We start from the raw sequence: 16,283 nt of genomic DNA on the forward strand, positions 1-16,283 counted from the left end.
AGAGCGGCGGGGGCGGGCGGGTGGGCGGCGGCGGCACCGGCCTGCGCGGGGGTGCGCGCGGCCGCGGGTACGCCGTCGTGCCGGTTTTCCGCGGCACCGGAGGGTTCGAGGCCCAGCGGGGGCCCGGCCGGTCCGGTAGCCCCGGGCTGGCTGCAGCGCAGCAACCGCGCGGTCAGGTTGTCGTCCGGGGGCGGCACGTCCAGCGAGCGCAGGCGGTCCTGGATCCGGCGGAATTCGTCGACACTCTTGCGGCACCGCCGGCAGCGTTGAAGATGGCGTTCGAGGGCCGGGCGGCGATCATCGGAGAGTTCGCCGTCCAGGTACTCCGCCAGCTCTCTTCCCGGGTGGAGCATGGCAGCGATCAGTGGGCTCCGGCGATTCGCGGCAGTTTCAGGCGCGGGCGCTCGGCGGGATCCCGGTGCGCCAGCTTTTCCCGCAGCATGGTCCGGCCACGGTGGATCCGCGAGCGGACGGTGCCCAGCTTGACGCCAAGGGCCGCGGAGACCTCGTCATAGGACAGCCCCTCCAGGTCGCAGAGCACTACTGCGGCGCGGAAGTCCGGCGGCAGCTCTTCCAGGGCGGCCTGGACATCGATATCCAGGTTGTTGAATTCGAAGCTGCGCTCGGGGCCGGGATCCTTGCCGGGCAGCCGGGCTTCGGCTTCGTCGCTCAGTCCATCGAACCGAATCCGGCTCTTGCGCCGGGCCTGGTCGAGGAAGAGGTTGGTGGTGATCCGGTGGAGCCAGCCGTCCAGCGTGCCGGGCTTGAAGTTGTCCAGCGACCGGAAAACACGGACAAAGACTTCCTGGGTGAGGTCTTCGGCGTCGTACCGGTTGCCGGTAAGCCTGAAGGCCAAGCGGTAGACCTTGGCGGAGTGGTTGCTCACCACTTCTTCCCACGTCGGAGCGACCCACTGATCGTTGCCGGCGGCGGCGGCCGACGCGGCGTCCTGTAGCTTCGTCATCATCGTGCCCCTTCGTCGGACCGCCCGCACGCCGCCCACCTCCTGGGGGTCCGGGAATGCGGCTGCGTGCTGCCGGTCTGGCTTTCGGCGTCCCGGGTACCCATCTTGGCGCAAAAAACTGGGAGAATTCTGTAAACCGGCTGCACAAATACCGCTAAGCCCGCTCCCCCGTCTGCCCCGGCCGGCGGCAGCGTGTCCCGACGCCGGGGCACGCGCCTGATCCCGCCACCTGTGGCAGTAGGCTTGGCACTGCGGCCCTGCGCCGTTTCACCGCAAAAGCTGAAGAGAAAGCGATATTTCATGAGTGCCGACAAGCAGACGAGTTGGTCCTACACGGAGGGACTCCCCGCCGAGGATGACGTCTTGCTTCGGGCCCGTGAGCGTTCCCATGAACTGGGCGTTGCCGCTGTCGGCACGGGGGTCGGCGCCGCCCTGACGGTCCTCGCCGCGGGTACCAAGGCGCAGACGGTGGTGGAAATCGGTTCCGGCGCCGGTGTCTCCGGGGTCTGCCTCCTGCGCGGACTGCCGCCTGCCGCGGTGCTGACCACCATCGATGCGGACGTCGACCATCTGCGTGCGGCACGCCAGTCCTTCGTCGATGCCGGCATTCCGGGCAACCGCACCCGCACCATCTCCGGCCGCGCGGCCGACGTGCTGCCCCGGCTGACCGACAACGCCTACGACCTCGTCTTCGTCGACGCGGACAAGCCCTCGTATCCGCTGTACGTGCAGCAAGCGGTCCGGCTGCTCAAGCGCGGCGGCATGCTGATTGTCAACGACGCCCTGGACCACGACCGGGTCTCGGATCCGGCCATCCGCGAAGAATCCACCACCACGCTGCGCAAGGTTGGCAAGGCCATCCGGGAAAACGACCAACTGCTGTCCACCATCCTGCCGACCGGCGAGGGACTGCTGCTGGCCGTCAAACGCTGACCGCCCCGCGGCGCCCAGCCCGCGGCTCCCTGCCCGCGGGCGGTTGGGCCGCCGCCCGGTGCTAGCCGCGGTAGGAGCGCAGGAAGGACAGCAGCAGCCGGGCGCCGTACCCGGTGGCGCCCTTCGTGACCTCGGCCCGGTCGGAGTCTGCCCGGGCGGGGCCGGCGATGTCCAGATGGATCCACGGAAGGGTGCCGGTGAATTCGCGCAGGAACAGCGCTGCGGTGATCGATCCCCCGCCGACCTTCGACCGCTGGGATGCGATGTGCGAGATGTCGGCGATACCGGATTCCAACGCGAAGCCGTATTCGGCCGCCACCTCGTCCAGCGGCATGTGCCAGACCCGCTCCCCGGTTGCCTCCCCCGCGGCTTCGAAGGCGCGCACCAGGGACGGCCGGGTGCCGTACAGCGCCGCATGCTGCCTGCCCAGCCCCAGGGACGCCGCACCGGTGAGGGTGGCGATATCCACCAGGACGTCGGGCTGCAGCCGGGCGGCGGCGTAGGAGAGGCCGTCGGCCAGCACCATGCGCCCCTCCGCATCCGTGTTGCCGATCTCCACCGTGGTGCCGTCGTGGACGGTCACCACGTCGCCGGGCCGGTAGGCGTCGGCGCCGATCGCGTTCTCGGCCAGGGCGAGCAGGCCGGTGACACGGTGCGGGACGCGCAGCTCCGCCGCAGCGGCCAGCACCGCCAGCACGACGCCGGCGCCCGCCATGTCGGTCTTCATCGGCACCATCGGTTCCCGCGGCTTGAGCGACAGCCCGCCGGTGTCGAAGGTGATGCCCTTGCCGACGATGACGATGTGCCTGGTGTTCTCGCCGGCCTGTGCGGGCGTGTAGTCCAGCTGGACCAGCCTGGGCGGAGTCGGCGAGGCCGATCCCACCGCCAGCAGGCCGCCGAACCCTCCGGCAGCCAGCTGATGCTCGTCCCACGTGCGGATGCCCAGGCCGCGGGCCGCGGCGAGGCGCGCGGCCTGGCCGGCCATCCACTCCGGGTTCTTCACGTTGGAGGGCATGTTCGCCAGGTCCCGTGCCAGCCAGGTGGCCCGGGCGCCGGCGGCGGCCGTTGCGGCCGTCTCCGCCGCGGTCCCGGTCAGTTCCAGCACCGCGGCCATCGGCTTGGGCGCGGCGGACGTCCCGGCGCGCGGCGGCCGGTAGCCGCCCAGCAGGAACCCCTCGATGAAAGCCTGTTGCAGCCCTTCCGGCAGGCCCTCGACGGCGCTGCTGCGCACCCGGTCGGTGCCCATCGTCGCCTTGGCCAGGGCGGCGCCGGCCTTGCGCAGCTCCGCCGCGCTGCCACTGCCCAGCCCAATCAAGACGAGGCGCTCAGGCAGCCGGGCGGAGCCGGGCGGCGCCGGCACGGCCAGGACTTCACCGGCCTTGCCGGAGATCCCGTGGACCTCCGCCAGGGCCGCCACGTCGGCGCCAAAGTCGGCTGCCGCCTCGGCGGCACCCTGGCGCGGCTGCGGTGTGGCCCGCTCGACGTTGGCCTCGCCTTCGGCGATGGGAACCGCCAGCACCGTGACATCCCCGGCGCCTTCGGCCGGGGACTGTCCACGGCCGAGGGCCGGAAGGGCCTGGACGCGCGCCATCTGCGGTTCAACCAGGGCCTGCTCCAGATGACGGGCGGTTTGTTCCTCTGCGGTGGAGGGAACGTGGTTCACAGCAAACGGTTCCTAGCCTGCCACGTCGCTGGTGACGCCGAGCAGGCAGTCCTTGAGGTTGCCGGCTTCTTCGGCATTCAGTTCCAGCACCAGACGCCCGCCGCCGTCGATGGGCACCCGCAGGATGAGGCTTCGCCCCTCCTTGGTCACTTCCATCGGACCGTCACCGGTACGCGGTTTCATCGCAGCCATCTGGGAATTCCCTTCCGCCATGGGGCAGCCCGATCGGTGATCGCCCTGCCCGCCAACCTCACATCGGCGGCCCTTCAGTTGCCCGGCCGCCATGTCCAACCACTACCCATTATCGCGTACATCACAACCGGGTGCTAATTTGCGCGACACGGGGCGCACCGGCGCCGGCCGCCGCTAGGGCGGATAGTCCCCGCCGCCGGGCAGTTCGGCCCAGGACCAGAGCCAGGTGACCCAGACGATCTGCCCGGCCAGGAACATCACTGCCAGGCATGTGCGGTAGGCCCGGCTGCGTGATAGCAGGGCCGCCGCCAAGGCCAGCGGGAAGAGCGGAAGCAACAACCGGAAGGTGCTGGTCTGCGGATGAAGAAAGGCAAGCAGGTAGCCCAGGTAGCAGGCGCACCACAGCCTCAGGTCGGCCCCCATCTCCCGGGCCGGCCGGGAGCAGAGGACCCAGGCCGCCGCGGCCACCAGCAGCAGCGGGGCGATCATTCCGCCCAACAGCCCGAAAAGGTTCACGCCCATGTCGAACCACGGCTTGAACAGGATCAGGGCCTCGCCCCGCCAGGCGGTCTCGGTATCGGTGTACGCGGTCATCTCGCCCGTGACCGACCAGGCCAGCACCGGCCAGGCGAGGGCTGCGGCACAGCTGACCAGCGCCAGCGCTGCCGCGCGGAGGAATTCCCGGGTCTGCAGCGGATCGGTGCGGCGCTGCTTGATCCGCCACAGCAGGTGAAGGCCGGCGAGCGCCGCGAACGGAACGCCGACCGGCCGGGAGAGGCACATCAGCACGACGACGGGAATCGCCAGCAGGTACTTCCGCCGCACCAGCAGCAGCAGCGCTCCCGCCAGCAGCGCCAGATTCAGCGATTCGGCGTACGGCACCTGGAGGATCGGCGAGACCGGAAAGACCGCCACGAAGAGCAGGGCCCACAGCGCGGTGCCGTGGGGGGCGTAGCGACGGAAAAGTTTGTAGATGAGCAGCACGGCGGCAAAACCTGCGAGGGTCGCAACCAGCGGTGCCAGCAACTGCCACCCCAGCCCGGTGCCCGCCGCCAGGATGCGGACGATGCCGGGGAAAAGCGCGTAGAACGCCCACTGGTTTTCGTCGACCCGCCCGTCCTGGCCGCGGGGAATATCGGCGGGATACCCCTCCTGGTAGACCTGCTCGTACCAGGCGCTGTCCCAGATTCCGATGAAGGACAGATAGTCGGGGTGCGGGCCGGTCCACGGATTCGGCCCCTGCTGGCGTGCCACCGCGAGGAAGACCAGCAGCGAATACACCCGGGAAAGGGCGTAGAGCACGCAGACCTGGACCCACCACGGCCACCCGGAGATCCGCCGGCGCCAGAAGGAAAGCTCCGCGTGCACGGCCTCCCGAAGCACGCGGGTGCGCGCAAGGCGGTCCTGCACCCCCGTCATCCTTCCCGCGCCGGGTGGGCACCGCCGTCGTGCTGTGGCTGTTCGTGGCTCAGTTGCCGGATCAGGCGCTCCTTGGCTCCCAGCTCGGCCCGCAGGACGTCCAGCACTTCGTCCACCTGGTCCATCCGGTAGCCCCTCAGGGCGGTGGAAAACCGGACACTGTCCAGGTCTTCGGCACGGGGGTGTTCAGGCAGCAAGACCGCCGGCAGCCGCGCCTCATGCTCGCTCAGGCCCTGCAGCGCGGCCACGCGCCCTCGCTCCCATCCGGTGCCGGCGCCCCCGCCGCCCGCGCCGTCGGCGGCCGCCTTCCTCCGGCCCCGCCACCCCGACGCGGCGACAGCGGCCGCACCTGCAACGGCGATGGCAAGGAAAACCAGGAATGCGCTCACAGCACCATCGTGCCAGAGAGGACGTCCCGCCGGGTCAAAATCCGGAGCGGGCGGACAACCCGGAGATGACCTGCTCGACTGCCTCCTCGGCCGTATCCACCACGCTGACCAAGTCCAGATCGGCCTCCGCTATCATCGCTTCGGCCAAGAGCGTGTTGCGGATCCAATCGATCAGCGGCGACCAGAATGCCGTGCCCACCAACACGATCGGGAAGGACGTCACCTTCTTCGTCTGGACCAGCACCATGGCTTCGAACAGCTCGTCGAGCGTGCCCAGCCCGCCGGGGAGCACGATGAACCCCTGCGCGTACTTGACGAACATGGTCTTGCGGGCGAAGAAATACCGGAAGTTGATGCCCAGGTCCACCCAGTTGTTGAGCCCCTGCTCGAACGGCAGTTCGATGCCCAGTCCGACCGACACGCCGCCGGCCTCGCTGGCCCCCTTGTTGGCCGCCTCCATGGAACCGGGGCCGCCGCCGGTGATGACCGCGAAATTATGCCGGACCAGCAGCTGCCCGATCTCCTCGGCGATGGCGTAGTGCTTGCTGCCCTGCCGGGTGCGGGCCGAACCGAACACGCTGATCGCCGGGCCGAGGTCGGCCAGGGTGCCGAACCCTTCGACGAATTCGCTCTGGATCCGCAGCACGCGCCAGGGATCCGTGTGCGTAAACTCCGCCCGGTCCTTGGTGTCCAGCAGGTACTGGTCGGCCTGCGGGATGTCCGCCTGGCGGCGCCGCAGCTCAACCGGCCCCTTGAAACGGGTTTTCGGTGCGCCCGGAAGTTGCGACGGGAGCGGGATGTCTTGCTGGTTTGTCATTTCCCAAGGCTACAGATTCGCCGGCCATCCGTGGCGGTTTCCCCTGTTTCGGTGACAATTCGGCGTATGCGCGGTCCCGGGCGCAGGTTGCTCTTAAATCACGATTCCAGCGGTTCGGTCGCGAATGCATTGCTTGAAGGGAATCTTTCGCTAGATTCATTCCATGACCAGTGACGCATCGCACAGTAAAACGCCGCCTGCCGCTCCGGCGGCGGCAACCCGAGCCACGTCCGCCGCGCCGGCGGGTCAGCCGCTGGTGTCCCTAAAGAACGTCAACAAGCACTTCGGATCCCTCCATGTGCTGAAGGACATCAACCTGGAGGTCACCAAGGGCGAAGTGGTGGTCGTGATCGGGCCGTCGGGTTCCGGCAAGTCCACCCTCTGCCGGGCGATCAACCGCCTGGAGACCATCGACGACGGCGAGATCCTGATCGACGGCGAGAAGATGCCGGCCGAGGGCAAGGCCCTGGCCAAGCTGCGGGCCGACGTCGGCATGGTGTTCCAGTCCTTCAATCTCTTTGCCCACAAATCGATCCTGGAGAACGTCACCCTGGGACCGATCAAGGTCAAGGGGATGAAGCAGTCCGAGGCCAAGGAGCTGGCCATGAGCCTGCTCGAGCGCGTCGGTGTGGCCAACCAGTCGCAAAAGCTGCCGGCCCAGCTCTCCGGCGGCCAGCAGCAGCGCGTGGCGATTGCCCGGGCACTGGCCATGAAGCCGAAGGTGATGCTCTTCGACGAGCCCACCTCGGCACTCGATCCGGAAATGATCAACGAAGTGCTCGACACCATGGTGCAGTTGGCCAGGGAAGGCATGACCATGATCGTGGTTACGCACGAGATGGGCTTTGCCCGCAAGGCAGCAGACCGGGTGCTCTTCATGGCCGACGGCCAGATCGTGGAGCAGGCCACCCCGGAAGAATTCTTCACCAACCCGAAGAGCACCCGCGCCAAGGACTTCCTGGGCAAGATCCTCGAACACTGACCCCCACACCTGGCCTTCCACTGACGGAGGGCCGACAACGCAAGGAGAAAACATGCGAAAGACCCGTTATGGAATGGCTGCCATGGCAGCCGGAGCCGCGCTCGTGCTGTCTGCCTGCGGCGGTGGCGGCGGCACAGGCGGCGGAGGCGGCGGCGGCGAGACTGCCGGCGGCGGCGAAGGCGGCGGCGAAGGCATCCGCGTCGGCATCAAGTACGATCAGCCCGGCCTGGGCTTTTCCTCCGGCGGCCAGTTCTCCGGCTTCGACGTGGATGTAGCCAAATACGTGGCCAACGAGCTGGGCTACTCGGAGGACCAGATCACATTCGTCGAGTCGCCCTCGGCGAACCGCGAAAACATGCTCGCCAACAACCAGGTGGACATGATCTTCGCGACGTACTCCATCACCGATGAGCGCAAGCAGACCGTCGACTTCGCTGGACCGTACTTCGTGGCCGGCCAGGACCTGCTGGTCCGGACCGACGACACCGAAATCACCGGCCCGGATGCCCTTAACGGCAAGAACCTCTGCTCGGTGACCGGCTCCACCTCCGCCCAGCGCATCAAGGAAGAGCACGCCGCCGAAGTGAACTTGGTCGAGCGGCCCAGCTACGCCGAGTGCGTGACCGCCATGCAAGGCGGCCAGATCGACGCGGTGACCACCGACGACATCATCCTGGCCGGACTCGCGGCGCAGCCGAACAACGCCGGCAAGTACAAGGTGGTCGGCAACCCGTTCTCGGAGGAGAACTACGGCGTCGGCCTGCCGAAGGGCTCGGAGCTGTGCGCGGACATCAACGCAGCCATCAACAAGATGGTCGAGGATGGTGCCTGGGAAGAAGCCCTCAAGAAGAACACCGAGGGCGTGGACTACTCCTACAACAAGGACCTGAACCCGCCGAAGCCGGGCGAAGCCTGCGCCTAGCAACATCCGTTGTGGGGCGGGGCTCCCCCGCCCCACAACATGATCTGCCTCTTCCCACCGAAAGGGGATGGACAGTTTGTCCGAGTATTTCCAGAGCTACCTGACGGCGCTGGAGACCTACGACGTCGTCGGAGCCTTGTGGGTCAATATCCAGCTCGCTTTTTGGGCCGCCCTGGGCTCGTTGGTGCTGGGTACCGTCCTGGCCCTGATGCGCATCTCACCGGTACCCAGCTTCCGCTGGGCCGGCGCGGCGTACGTCAACGTCTTCCGCAACACGCCGCTGACCATCATCATGGTGTTCTGCATCCTGGTGGCGGTCTTCCAGCTCCAGATGAACCTCTCCGGCGATTTCGACTTCAACTTCTTCCTCTGGGCCATCGTCGGGCTGTCCATCTACCACGCGGCCTTCGTCTGCGAATCCATTCGCAGCGGCGTCAACACCGTGCCCCTGGGACAGGCCGAGGCCGCCCGCGCCATCGGGCTGAGCTTCCTGCCGGCGGCACGGATGGTCATCCTGCCCCAGGCCTTCCGCGGCGCCGTGGCGCCACTGGGCAACACCCTGATCGCCCTGACCAAGAACACCACTGTGGCAACGGCGGCGTCGGTCGCCGAATCCGCCGGGCTGATGAAAACCATGATCGAGTTCCGGCCGGATGTCATCATGGCCATATTCGCGACCTTCGCCATCGGCTTCGTGATCATCGTGCTGCCGATCGGCCTGATGACCACTTGGCTTTCCAAGAAACTGGCGGTGTCACGATGAAAATCCAGCAGAACGTCCTCTTCGATGCGCCCGGCCCGAAGGCCCGTGCGCGGATCATGGTCACCAACGTCATCGGCATCCTGCTTTTCCTGGGTGCGGCGATCTTCGTCATCGTCGGATTGAACGACAAGGGCCAGCTGGCATCCGAGCTGTGGACGCCCTTCCTGACCGGCGAGGTCTGGCAGTTCACCATCCTGCCGGGCCTGATGAATACCTTTAAGGCCGCGGCAGTCTCGATCCTCACGTCCGTAATCTTCGGTTTGCTCTTTGGCGTGGGCCGGCTCGCCTCGAACGGCCCCCTGCGGTGGCTCTGCGGGGTGATCGTCGAACTCTTGCGGGCTGTCCCGGTGCTGCTGATGATGATCTTCTTCTGGCTCCTGTTTGGGCAGCTGAGAATCGGCACCCCTGCCGACATCCCGTTTTACGCCGTCGTGACGGCCCTGACGCTGTACAACGGATCGGTGATCGCCGAACTGGTCCGCTCCGGCGTGTTCGGCCTGCCCAAGGGCCAGCGTGAAGCCGGCATGGCGATCGGCATGAGCCGTGGCCAGTCGTTGCGCAGCATCGAACTGCCGCAGGCGCTGGTGGCCATGCTGCCTGCCCTGGTCAGCCAGTTCGTGGTGATCTTGAAGGACTCCGCCCTCGGCTACATCATCACGTACTCCGAGTTGCTGCGGTCGATGCAGATCTACGGCTCCGCCGGTCCGATCCTGCAGTCGCTGACGATTGCGGCCGTCCTCTTCATCATCGTCAACTTCGCCTTGTCCTGGGTAGCCAACTGGCTCTCCAAGTTCCTGAGCAGCCGGACCGCGGGCGAGACCGCGCCGCTGACCACGCAGCCGATGGCCGTCAAGGTGTGACCGGCTGCCGCTGACCGCCGACGGGGAAGGGGAGGATGCCTGCGCGTCCTCCCCTTCCCCGTTCCGGGCGGCCCTGTTCCCCGACCGCGGCGTCCCCCGCCGCCCCGGGCGGTCAGGCCAGCAGCCAGCGGCGCAGCGCCGCCCGGCACTCGCGGACGGCCTCCGCCGGCACGTGTTCGTTGTCGGTGTGGGCCAGCAACGCGTCGCCGGGGCCGAAATTGACGGCCGGAATGCCCAGCTCGCTGAACCGCGCCACGTCGGTCCAGCCGTACTTGGGCTTCGGCTCCGCGCCGACGGCGGCCACGAATTCGGCAGCCGCCGGGTGGTCGAGGCCGGGCCGGGCGCCGGCCGCGGCATCGGTGCAGACCACCGTGAAGCCCTCCAAAAGGTTCCGCACGTACAGTTCGGCGTCCCCGGGCGTCTTGTCCGGAGCGAACCGGTAATTGATTTCCACCGTGGTGCTGTCGGGGATGATGTTGCCCGCCGTGCCGCCCTTGATCTTCACCGCGTTCAGGCTCTCGCGGTACTCCAGTCCGTCCACCGTGACAGTGGCGGGTTCATGGTCCCGGAGCCGGACCAGGATGTCAGCCGCAGCATGGATAGCGTTGACGCCCCGCCACGCGCGCGCGGAATGCGCCGCCTGGCCGACCGTGCTCGCTTCGAACCGGGCCGTGCCGTTGCAGCCGCCTTCCACGGTTCCGTCGGTCGGTTCGAGCAGGATGGCGAAGTCGCCCTGCAGCAACTGCGGGTGGTTGCGCACCAGCCGGCCCAGCCCGCTCATCGAAGCATCCACTTCCTCATGGTCGTAGAAGATGTAGGTGACGTCGCGGCTGGGTGCCGTCAGCTCGGCGGCCAGCGCCAGCTGCACCGCTACCCCGCCCTTCATATCGGTGGCCCCGCGCCCGTACAGCACGTCTCCGTCCCACACCGACGGCACGGTCCCGCGGGAGCCGGGCACGGCGGGCAGCGGCACGGTGTCCAGGTGGCCGGCCAGGATAACCCGCTCCGGCCGTCCCAGCTGCGTGCGGGCCACGATGGCGTCGCCGTCGCGCAGCACCTTCAGGTGCGGCAGGGCACGCAGGGCGGCCTCCACGGCGTCGGCCAGGGCGGTCTCGTTGCCGGACACGCTGTTAACGTCGATCAGCGCCGCGGTCAGCTCGGCGACGTCGGCGGTCAAGTCCAGGGCGATGGCGGAAGTCACTCCCCCAGCTTAGCCAGACGCGCCTGCGGCATCCCGGCGTCAGCGGCCCCGGCGCGCTCGGTAGACTTGCATCCATGACCGCGAGCACCACCGCCACCGCCACTCCCCGCACCGCCCACGGCACCGGGCTGGCCACCGTCACCGACAGCGGCACCGTCCTCGACGTCTGGTATCCCGCGCCGGCGCTGGGCCCTGCCGGCGCCGCCCGGGACGCGGAGCACGGCCTCGAGGCCGACGCCGCGGACAGCGCCGATGCGGACCGCGGCACCCGTCTCGAGGTTCTCACCCGCAGCATCGACCTGGACGCCGCGCCGGCCGACACCGCCGACGCCTACCTCCGGCTGCATCTGCTCTCCCACCGCCTCGTCACCCCCAATTCGCTGAACATGGACGGCATTTTCGGGCACCTTGCCAATGTGGTCTGGACCAACTTCGGCCCGTGCGCCGTGGACGGTTTCGAAGCGGTCCGCCGCCGGCTGCGCCGCCGCGGCCAGGTCACGGTCTTCGGCGTGGACAAATTTCCGCGCATGGTCGACTACGTGGTTCCCACCGGCGTGCGGATTGCCGAGGCCGACCGCGTCCGCCTCGGCGCGCACCTGGCCGCCGGCACCACGGTGATGCACGAAGGCTTCGTCAACTTCAACGCCGGCACGCTGGGCACTTCCATGGTGGAGGGCCGCATTTCCGCCGGCGTCATTGTGGCGGACGGGTCCGACGTCGGCGGCGGCGCCTCGATCATGGGGACGCTCTCCGGCGGGGGGAAGGAACGGATCAGCATTGGCGAGCGCGTGCTGCTGGGCGCCAACTCGGGCGTCGGCATCAGCATTGGCGACGACTGCGTGGTCGAGGCCGGCCTGTATGTCACCGCCGGAACCCGGGTCAGCCTGATCGACGTTGCCACCGGGGACCACCGCCAGGTCAAGGCCGTGGAGCTCTCCGGCCTGCCCAACCTCCTCTTCCGCCGCAACTCCACCAGCGGTGCAGTGGAAGTCCTGCCGCGCAAGGGCCAGAGCGTGGAGCTCAACGCGGTCCTGCACGCCAACTAGCAGTCCCGGACGGCACCGCCATGTCCCGGCAAGCCCGTGCACGCAGGACACGCAGCCTGCTCAGCCTGATCGTCCTGCTGGCCCTGGTCGGCGGTGCCGCCTACTTCGCCGCCACCTTCATAGACCGTTCCCAAACCCTGGTCCGGGAGCGGTGCACCGCCGTCGTCGGTTCGGAAACCTTCGAATTGGCACCGGACCAGGCCGCGAACGCCGCGCTCATCTCCGGGATTGCGGTCGGGCGCGGGCTGCCCGCACGCGCCGCGTCGATCGCCTTGGCGACGGCCATCCAGGAGTCGAAGCTGCGCAACATCGATTACGGTGACACGGCCGGTCCCGACTCCCGGGGGCTGTTCCAGCAGCGGCCGTCGCAGGGCTGGGGCACCGAGGAACAAGTGCAGGACCCGGTGTATGCGGCCAACAAGTTCTACGAGGTGCTCGAAGAGGTCCCGGGCTACGAGTCCATGCCGGTGACCGACGCGGCCCAGACCGTCCAGCGCAGCGCCTATCCGCTGGCCTACGCGGACCATGAGGCCGAGGCCAAGGCCTTCGCTTCGGCGCTGACCGGCCACTCGCCCGCCGCCCTGAACTGTGTGCTCAAGGATGCCGAGGCAGCCGGGGACCCCGCTGCCGTCCTGGCGCAATTGGAGGCCGTGCATCCCGGCCTGGACATGGCCGTCGCCGGCCGCGAGGTCCGGGTGGCGGCAGCCGACGAGCGGGGCTGGGCGGTGGCACAGTGGGCGGTGGCTACTGCCGAACGGTTCGACCTTGAGTCGGTGGCCCACGCGGGCCTGAGCTGGCAGCGTGACGACGGCGGCTGGGTCGGCGCCGATACCGACACCGGCTACGTCGTGATCACGGTGGCGCGGGGCCCGGCCGCCTGAGCCGCCCGGCGCAGCTAGACGATGAGTTCGACGATCGGCTGAAGGTAACTGCGGAAGGCGCTTTCGTCGTCCAGCAGTGTCTGGCACAGCAGCACCCGGTCCGGCTCCACAAACCAGGCACGCGGCTCGCACAGCGGCAGCTCGATGAGCTTCAGCTCGAAGGTCCGCGCGGCGCGTCCGAGCTCCATTTCCCGGTCCTGGACCAGTTCGCGGATCAACCCGTTCGTGCCCTTGGCCTCGCGCTCCTGCGCCAGCTTCCCGTACTCGGCCATCCGGGCACGCGCCCAGCTCATCCCGGCGCCGAAGTGGGCCTGCAGAAGCCGCTGCAGCGCGGGGCTGCCGGCGAAGGCGGGAAAGGACGGCGGGGCCAGTTTCGCGGCGTTGCCCGGGCGGTCACGGACCAGGTCCTCCCACCACTTCTCCCATTCGTCCCGCAGCGCTGCCGGGCCGCCGACATGCGCGGTCAGCTGGGTGGGATCGGCGGTGCGGACCGTCGGCAACACCGGCGAGACCGCGGGCCAGCCGGCTCCGGCCAGCCCGGCGACGTCGCGAAGGTAGAGTGCCAGCAGCATATGTCCCGAGGTGTCTGCGGTGATCCGCCACCCCGGCCCACCCGTCTGGTGCATGCTGTCCGCGTCCTTTCGCTCGGACCGACGACGCAGCTCATCTGCAGCGGCCCCGCTGCGGGTGCCGCCCGCGGGGATCTCCACTGCCGCCTGTAGCTCAACTCTAGACCTTGCTGTCCAGCCCTGTACCTACCCCGCTGCGGTCCGTGGCGGGGTGATCGGGGGTGAGCTACTAAGCTGGTGGGCATGAGAATTCTGGTCACCGGAGGAACCGGCTTCATCGGCTCGCACACCACGCTCGCCCTGCTGGAGGCGGGGCATGACGTGGTGGTGCTCGACAACCTGGCCAATTCCAGCGAGGAGTCGCTGCGACGGGTCCAGGAGCTGGCCGGCCGGCAGGCACGGTTCCACCGGGCCGACCTGCTCGACGAGGCCGCGCTCAGCCGGGTGCTGGAGACCGAGTCCGTGGACGCCGTGATCCACTTTGCCGGCCTGAAGGCCGTCGGCGAGTCCGTTGAGAAACCTCTGCACTACTACCACAACAACGTGGGCGGCACGTTGAACCTGCTCCGCGCGATGGACGCCCACGACGTCCGCACGATCGTGTTCAGTTCTTCGGCCACGGTGTACGGCGCCACCGAGGAGGTGCCGCTGACCGAGAAGCTTCCGTTGGACGCCATCAATCCGTACGGCCGGACCAAGGAACAGATCGAGGACATCCTGTCCGACCTGGGCGACTCCGACCCGCGCTGGCACGTGGCCCTGTTGCGCTACTTTAACCCCGTGGGCGCGCACGAGAGCGGGCGGATCGGCGAAGACCCGACGGGTGTGCCCAACAATTTGCTGCCGTTCGTGGCGCAGGTGGCCGTGGGCCGCCGGGACAAGGTCCGGGTCTTCGGCAGCGACTACCCGACGCCGGACGGTACCGGCGTGCGCGACTACATCCATGTCATGGACCTGGCCGCGGGGCACCTGGCGGCCCTGGACTTCATCGCCGGCCGGCCCGGAGTGCGCCGATGGAACCTGGGCACCGGCAAGGGCTCGTCCGTGCTGGAGGTCCTCGCCGCGTTCGGCAAGGCCGCGGGATTCGACATCCCCTACGAGCTGACCGACCGGCGCCCCGGAGACGCCGCCATCAGCTATGCCGACCCTTCGGCCGCGCTGGCCGAGCTCGGCTGGTCGGCCGTCAAGAACCTCGAGCAGATGTGCGAAGACCACTGGCGCTGGCAGAAGAACAACCCGAACGGTTACGCCGGCTGACCAAACGGCGCAAGCGGCAGGCGTCGATGATCTCCGCCTGAAGCAAACGAATGGCCCCCGGATTGCTCCGGGGGCCATCGGCGTCAAGGCGTGCTCCGCCGTCGTACTAGCGGGCCGGGTACTCGCGCTCCTGCGCACCCGTGTACAGCTGCCGCGGGCGGCCGATCTTGGTCTGCGGGTCCTTGATCATTTCCCGCCACTGGGCGATCCAGCCGGGCAGGCGCCCGATGGCGAACAGCACGGTGAACATCTTCTCCGGGAAGCCCATGGCCTTGTAGATCAGCCCGGTGTAGAAGTCCACGTTCGGGTACAGCTTGCGCTCGATGAAGTAGTCGTCCGCCAGCGCCTTCTCTTCCAGGCGCATGGCGATGTCCAGCAGCTCGTCGTTGCCGCCGAGCTTGCCCAGGATCTCGTGCGCGGTGGCCTTGACCAGGCGGGCGCGCGGATCATAGTTCTTGTAGACGCGGTGCCCGAAGCCCATCAGGCGCACGCCTTCTTCCTTGTTCTTGACCTTCTCCATGAACTGCTCCGGCTCCTGGCCGCTGGCCTGGATCTGGCGGAGCATGTTCAGCACCGCCTCGTTGGCGCCGCCGTGGAGCGGGCCGAACAGGGCGTTGATGCCGGCGGAGACGGACGCGAACATGTTGGCGTTGGAGCTGCCCACCAGGCGCACGGTGGACGTGGAGCAGTTCTGCTCGTGGTCGGCGTGCAGGATGAGCAGCAGGTCCAGGGCCTTGACCACGGTCGGGTCCAGTTCGTAGGGCTCGGCGGGCAGGCCGAAGCTCAGGCGCAGGAAGTTCTCGACCAGGTTCATGGAGTTGTCCGGGTAGAGCAGCGCCTGGCCGATCGACTTCTTGTGCGCGTAGGCGGCGATCACCGGCAGCTTCGCCATCAGGCGGATGGTGGACAGCTCCACCTGCTTGTCGTCGAACGGGTCCAGCGAGTCCTGGTAGAAGGTGGACAGCGCGCTGACCGCCGAGGAGAGCACCGGCATCGGGTGCGCGTCGCGCGGGAACCCGCCGAAGAAGCCCTTGAGCTCTTCGTGCAGCAGGGTGTGGCGGCGGATCTTGTGGTCGAACTCCTCCAGCTCCGTGGGTGTGGGCAGTTCGCCGTAGATCAGCAGGTAGGACACTTCGAGGAAACTCGAGTGCTCGGCCAACTGCTCGATCGGATAGCCGCGGTAGCGGAGCACCCCGGCGTCGCCGTCGATGTAGGTGATCGCTGAGGTGGTGGCCGCCGTGTTCATGAACCCCGGGTCGAAGGTGACCGCGCCGGTCTGCTTCAGCAGTTTGGATACGTCGTAACCGTCGTTGCCTTCGGCGGCCTTGAGCCGTGGGAGTTCGAGTTCGCCGCCATCGAAGTGCAGCTTGGCACCGGTCTGCTCAGTCATTGAGTCCCCTTCAGGAGGTTTAGAAGCTTACGGCA

18 protein-coding genes are annotated in these 16,283 nt (G+C 68.2%); 8 read left to right on the plus strand and 10 right to left on the minus strand.

Annotated elements, in window-relative coordinates:
* The coding region (locus AC5RUP_RS07425; RefSeq protein ID WP_494158419.1) for an anti-sigma factor family protein at positions 1–353 on the minus strand (353 nt) is incomplete at its 3' end.
* Between the two features lie 8 nt (positions 354–361).
* On the minus strand, positions 362–964 hold the full coding sequence (gene sigE / locus AC5RUP_RS07430) for an RNA polymerase sigma factor SigE (protein ID WP_494067330.1): 603 nt from the start codon (positions 962–964) through the stop codon (positions 362–364).
* Positions 965–1,264: 300 nt separating this feature from the next.
* Here sigE and AC5RUP_RS07435 point away from each other — a divergent pair, with 300 nt between their 5' ends.
* Complete coding sequence (locus tag AC5RUP_RS07435) at positions 1,265–1,897, plus strand: O-methyltransferase (RefSeq protein WP_494131937.1); 633 nt, start codon at positions 1,265–1,267, stop codon at positions 1,895–1,897.
* Between the two features lie 61 nt (positions 1,898–1,958).
* Here the strand turns inward: AC5RUP_RS07435 and AC5RUP_RS07440 are convergent, their stop codons facing one another.
* The 5 genes from AC5RUP_RS07440 to AC5RUP_RS07460 all read right to left on the minus strand — a co-directional run bounded on the left by AC5RUP_RS07440 (position 1,959) and on the right by AC5RUP_RS07460 (position 6,377).
* Positions 1,959–3,560 (minus strand): leucyl aminopeptidase family protein, encoded by a 1,602-nt coding sequence (locus AC5RUP_RS07440; protein WP_494158420.1) that lies wholly within the window; start codon positions 3,558–3,560, stop codon positions 1,959–1,961.
* Between the two features lie 12 nt (positions 3,561–3,572).
* Positions 3,573–3,752: a DUF3117 domain-containing protein gene (locus AC5RUP_RS07445; RefSeq protein ID WP_493979326.1), complete on the minus strand. Its 180-nt coding sequence runs from the start codon at positions 3,750–3,752 to the stop codon at positions 3,573–3,575.
* Positions 3,753–3,926: 174 nt separating this feature from the next.
* Positions 3,927–5,171 carry a hypothetical protein gene (locus tag AC5RUP_RS07450; protein ID WP_494148721.1) on the minus strand — a complete coding sequence of 415 codons (1,245 nt, stop codon included), beginning with the start codon at positions 5,169–5,171 and terminating at the stop codon, positions 3,927–3,929.
* The gene (locus AC5RUP_RS07455; RefSeq protein ID WP_494148720.1) at positions 5,168–5,560 is read right to left on the minus strand and encodes a DivIVA domain-containing protein; all 393 of its coding nucleotides are present in this window, start codon (positions 5,558–5,560) and stop codon (positions 5,168–5,170) included. Before AC5RUP_RS07455 ends, AC5RUP_RS07450 begins: the two co-directional genes overlap by 4 nt.
* Positions 5,561–5,594: 34 nt before the next feature.
* Positions 5,595–6,377 (minus strand): LOG family protein, encoded by a 783-nt coding sequence (locus AC5RUP_RS07460; protein ID WP_494067335.1) that lies wholly within the window; start codon positions 6,375–6,377, stop codon positions 5,595–5,597.
* Between the two features lie 163 nt (positions 6,378–6,540).
* Here AC5RUP_RS07460 and AC5RUP_RS07465 point away from each other — a divergent pair, with 163 nt between their 5' ends.
* The 4 genes from AC5RUP_RS07465 (at position 6,541) to AC5RUP_RS07480 (ending at position 9,904) form a co-directional block, all read left to right on the plus strand.
* Positions 6,541–7,359 (plus strand): amino acid ABC transporter ATP-binding protein, encoded by an 819-nt coding sequence (locus AC5RUP_RS07465; RefSeq protein ID WP_494092660.1) that lies wholly within the window; start codon positions 6,541–6,543, stop codon positions 7,357–7,359.
* Positions 7,360–7,411: 52 nt separating this feature from the next.
* A complete protein-coding gene (locus tag AC5RUP_RS07470; protein WP_494158421.1) occupies positions 7,412–8,281 on the plus strand; it encodes a glutamate ABC transporter substrate-binding protein in 870 nt (289 codons plus the stop codon).
* Positions 8,282–8,348: 67 nt separating this feature from the next.
* Complete coding sequence (locus tag AC5RUP_RS07475; protein WP_494154996.1) at positions 8,349–9,044, plus strand: amino acid ABC transporter permease; 696 nt, start codon at positions 8,349–8,351, stop codon at positions 9,042–9,044.
* Entirely contained in the window at positions 9,041–9,904 is an 864-nt protein-coding gene (locus AC5RUP_RS07480; RefSeq protein WP_494092657.1) for an amino acid ABC transporter permease, read from the plus strand. Before AC5RUP_RS07475 ends, AC5RUP_RS07480 begins: the two co-directional genes overlap by 4 nt.
* A gap of 112 nt (positions 9,905–10,016) precedes the next feature.
* Here AC5RUP_RS07480 and dapE read toward each other — a convergent pair whose 3' ends face one another.
* The gene (dapE, locus tag AC5RUP_RS07485; RefSeq protein ID WP_494158422.1) at positions 10,017–11,105 is read right to left on the minus strand and encodes a succinyl-diaminopimelate desuccinylase; all 1,089 of its coding nucleotides are present in this window, start codon (positions 11,103–11,105) and stop codon (positions 10,017–10,019) included.
* Between the two features lie 74 nt (positions 11,106–11,179).
* On the opposite strand from dapE, the gene dapD reads away from it, so the two are divergent.
* Complete coding sequence (gene dapD / locus AC5RUP_RS07490) at positions 11,180–12,151, plus strand: 2,3,4,5-tetrahydropyridine-2,6-dicarboxylate N-succinyltransferase (protein ID WP_494158423.1); 972 nt, start codon at positions 11,180–11,182, stop codon at positions 12,149–12,151.
* A gap of 20 nt (positions 12,152–12,171) precedes the next feature.
* Entirely contained in the window at positions 12,172–13,032 is an 861-nt protein-coding gene (locus tag AC5RUP_RS07495; RefSeq protein ID WP_494158424.1) for a hypothetical protein, read from the plus strand.
* Between the two features lie 14 nt (positions 13,033–13,046).
* Here the strand turns inward: AC5RUP_RS07495 and AC5RUP_RS07500 are convergent, their stop codons facing one another.
* Positions 13,047–13,658: a hypothetical protein gene (locus AC5RUP_RS07500; RefSeq protein ID WP_494067343.1), complete on the minus strand. Its 612-nt coding sequence runs from the start codon at positions 13,656–13,658 to the stop codon at positions 13,047–13,049.
* 186 nt (positions 13,659–13,844) lie between these two features.
* Between AC5RUP_RS07500 and galE the strand changes: the two genes are divergently transcribed.
* A complete protein-coding gene (gene galE, locus AC5RUP_RS07505) occupies positions 13,845–14,858 on the plus strand; it encodes a UDP-glucose 4-epimerase GalE (RefSeq protein WP_494154587.1) in 1,014 nt (337 codons plus the stop codon).
* Between the two features lie 106 nt (positions 14,859–14,964).
* On the opposite strand, the gene AC5RUP_RS07510 is transcribed toward galE, so the two are convergent.
* A complete protein-coding gene (locus tag AC5RUP_RS07510) occupies positions 14,965–16,248 on the minus strand; it encodes a citrate synthase (RefSeq protein ID WP_494000304.1) in 1,284 nt (427 codons plus the stop codon).
* Between the last annotated feature and the right edge of the window lie 35 nt (positions 16,249–16,283).

This window comes from Arthrobacter sp. Y3223151 (assembly GCF_059091125.1).

Excerpts from the sequence above, each read along its gene's own strand:
- dapD (WP_494158423.1), top strand. The coding sequence starts at position 11,180 with ATGACCGCGAGCACCACCGCCACCGCCACTCCCCGCACCGCCCACGGC.
- galE (WP_494154587.1), top strand. The coding sequence starts at position 13,845 with ATGAGAATTCTGGTCACCGGAGGAACCGGCTTCATCGGCTCGCACACC.
- sigE (WP_494067330.1), bottom strand. The coding sequence starts at position 964 with ATGACGAAGCTACAGGACGCCGCGTCGGCCGCCGCCGCCGGCAACGAT.
- AC5RUP_RS07480 (WP_494092657.1), top strand. The coding sequence starts at position 9,041 with ATGAAAATCCAGCAGAACGTCCTCTTCGATGCGCCCGGCCCGAAGGCC.
- AC5RUP_RS07510 (WP_494000304.1), bottom strand. The coding sequence starts at position 16,248 with ATGACTGAGCAGACCGGTGCCAAGCTGCACTTCGATGGCGGCGAACTC.
- AC5RUP_RS07435 (WP_494131937.1), top strand. The coding sequence starts at position 1,265 with ATGAGTGCCGACAAGCAGACGAGTTGGTCCTACACGGAGGGACTCCCC.
- AC5RUP_RS07465 (WP_494092660.1), top strand. The coding sequence starts at position 6,541 with ATGACCAGTGACGCATCGCACAGTAAAACGCCGCCTGCCGCTCCGGCG.
- AC5RUP_RS07460 (WP_494067335.1), bottom strand. The coding sequence starts at position 6,377 with ATGACAAACCAGCAAGACATCCCGCTCCCGTCGCAACTTCCGGGCGCA.
- AC5RUP_RS07475 (WP_494154996.1), top strand. The coding sequence starts at position 8,349 with ATGGACAGTTTGTCCGAGTATTTCCAGAGCTACCTGACGGCGCTGGAG.
- AC5RUP_RS07450 (WP_494148721.1), bottom strand. The coding sequence starts at position 5,171 with ATGACGGGGGTGCAGGACCGCCTTGCGCGCACCCGCGTGCTTCGGGAG.
- AC5RUP_RS07445 (WP_493979326.1), bottom strand. The coding sequence starts at position 3,752 with ATGGCTGCGATGAAACCGCGTACCGGTGACGGTCCGATGGAAGTGACC.
- AC5RUP_RS07470 (WP_494158421.1), top strand. The coding sequence starts at position 7,412 with ATGCGAAAGACCCGTTATGGAATGGCTGCCATGGCAGCCGGAGCCGCG.
- AC5RUP_RS07495 (WP_494158424.1), top strand. The coding sequence starts at position 12,172 with ATGTCCCGGCAAGCCCGTGCACGCAGGACACGCAGCCTGCTCAGCCTG.
- AC5RUP_RS07500 (WP_494067343.1), bottom strand. The coding sequence starts at position 13,658 with ATGCACCAGACGGGTGGGCCGGGGTGGCGGATCACCGCAGACACCTCG.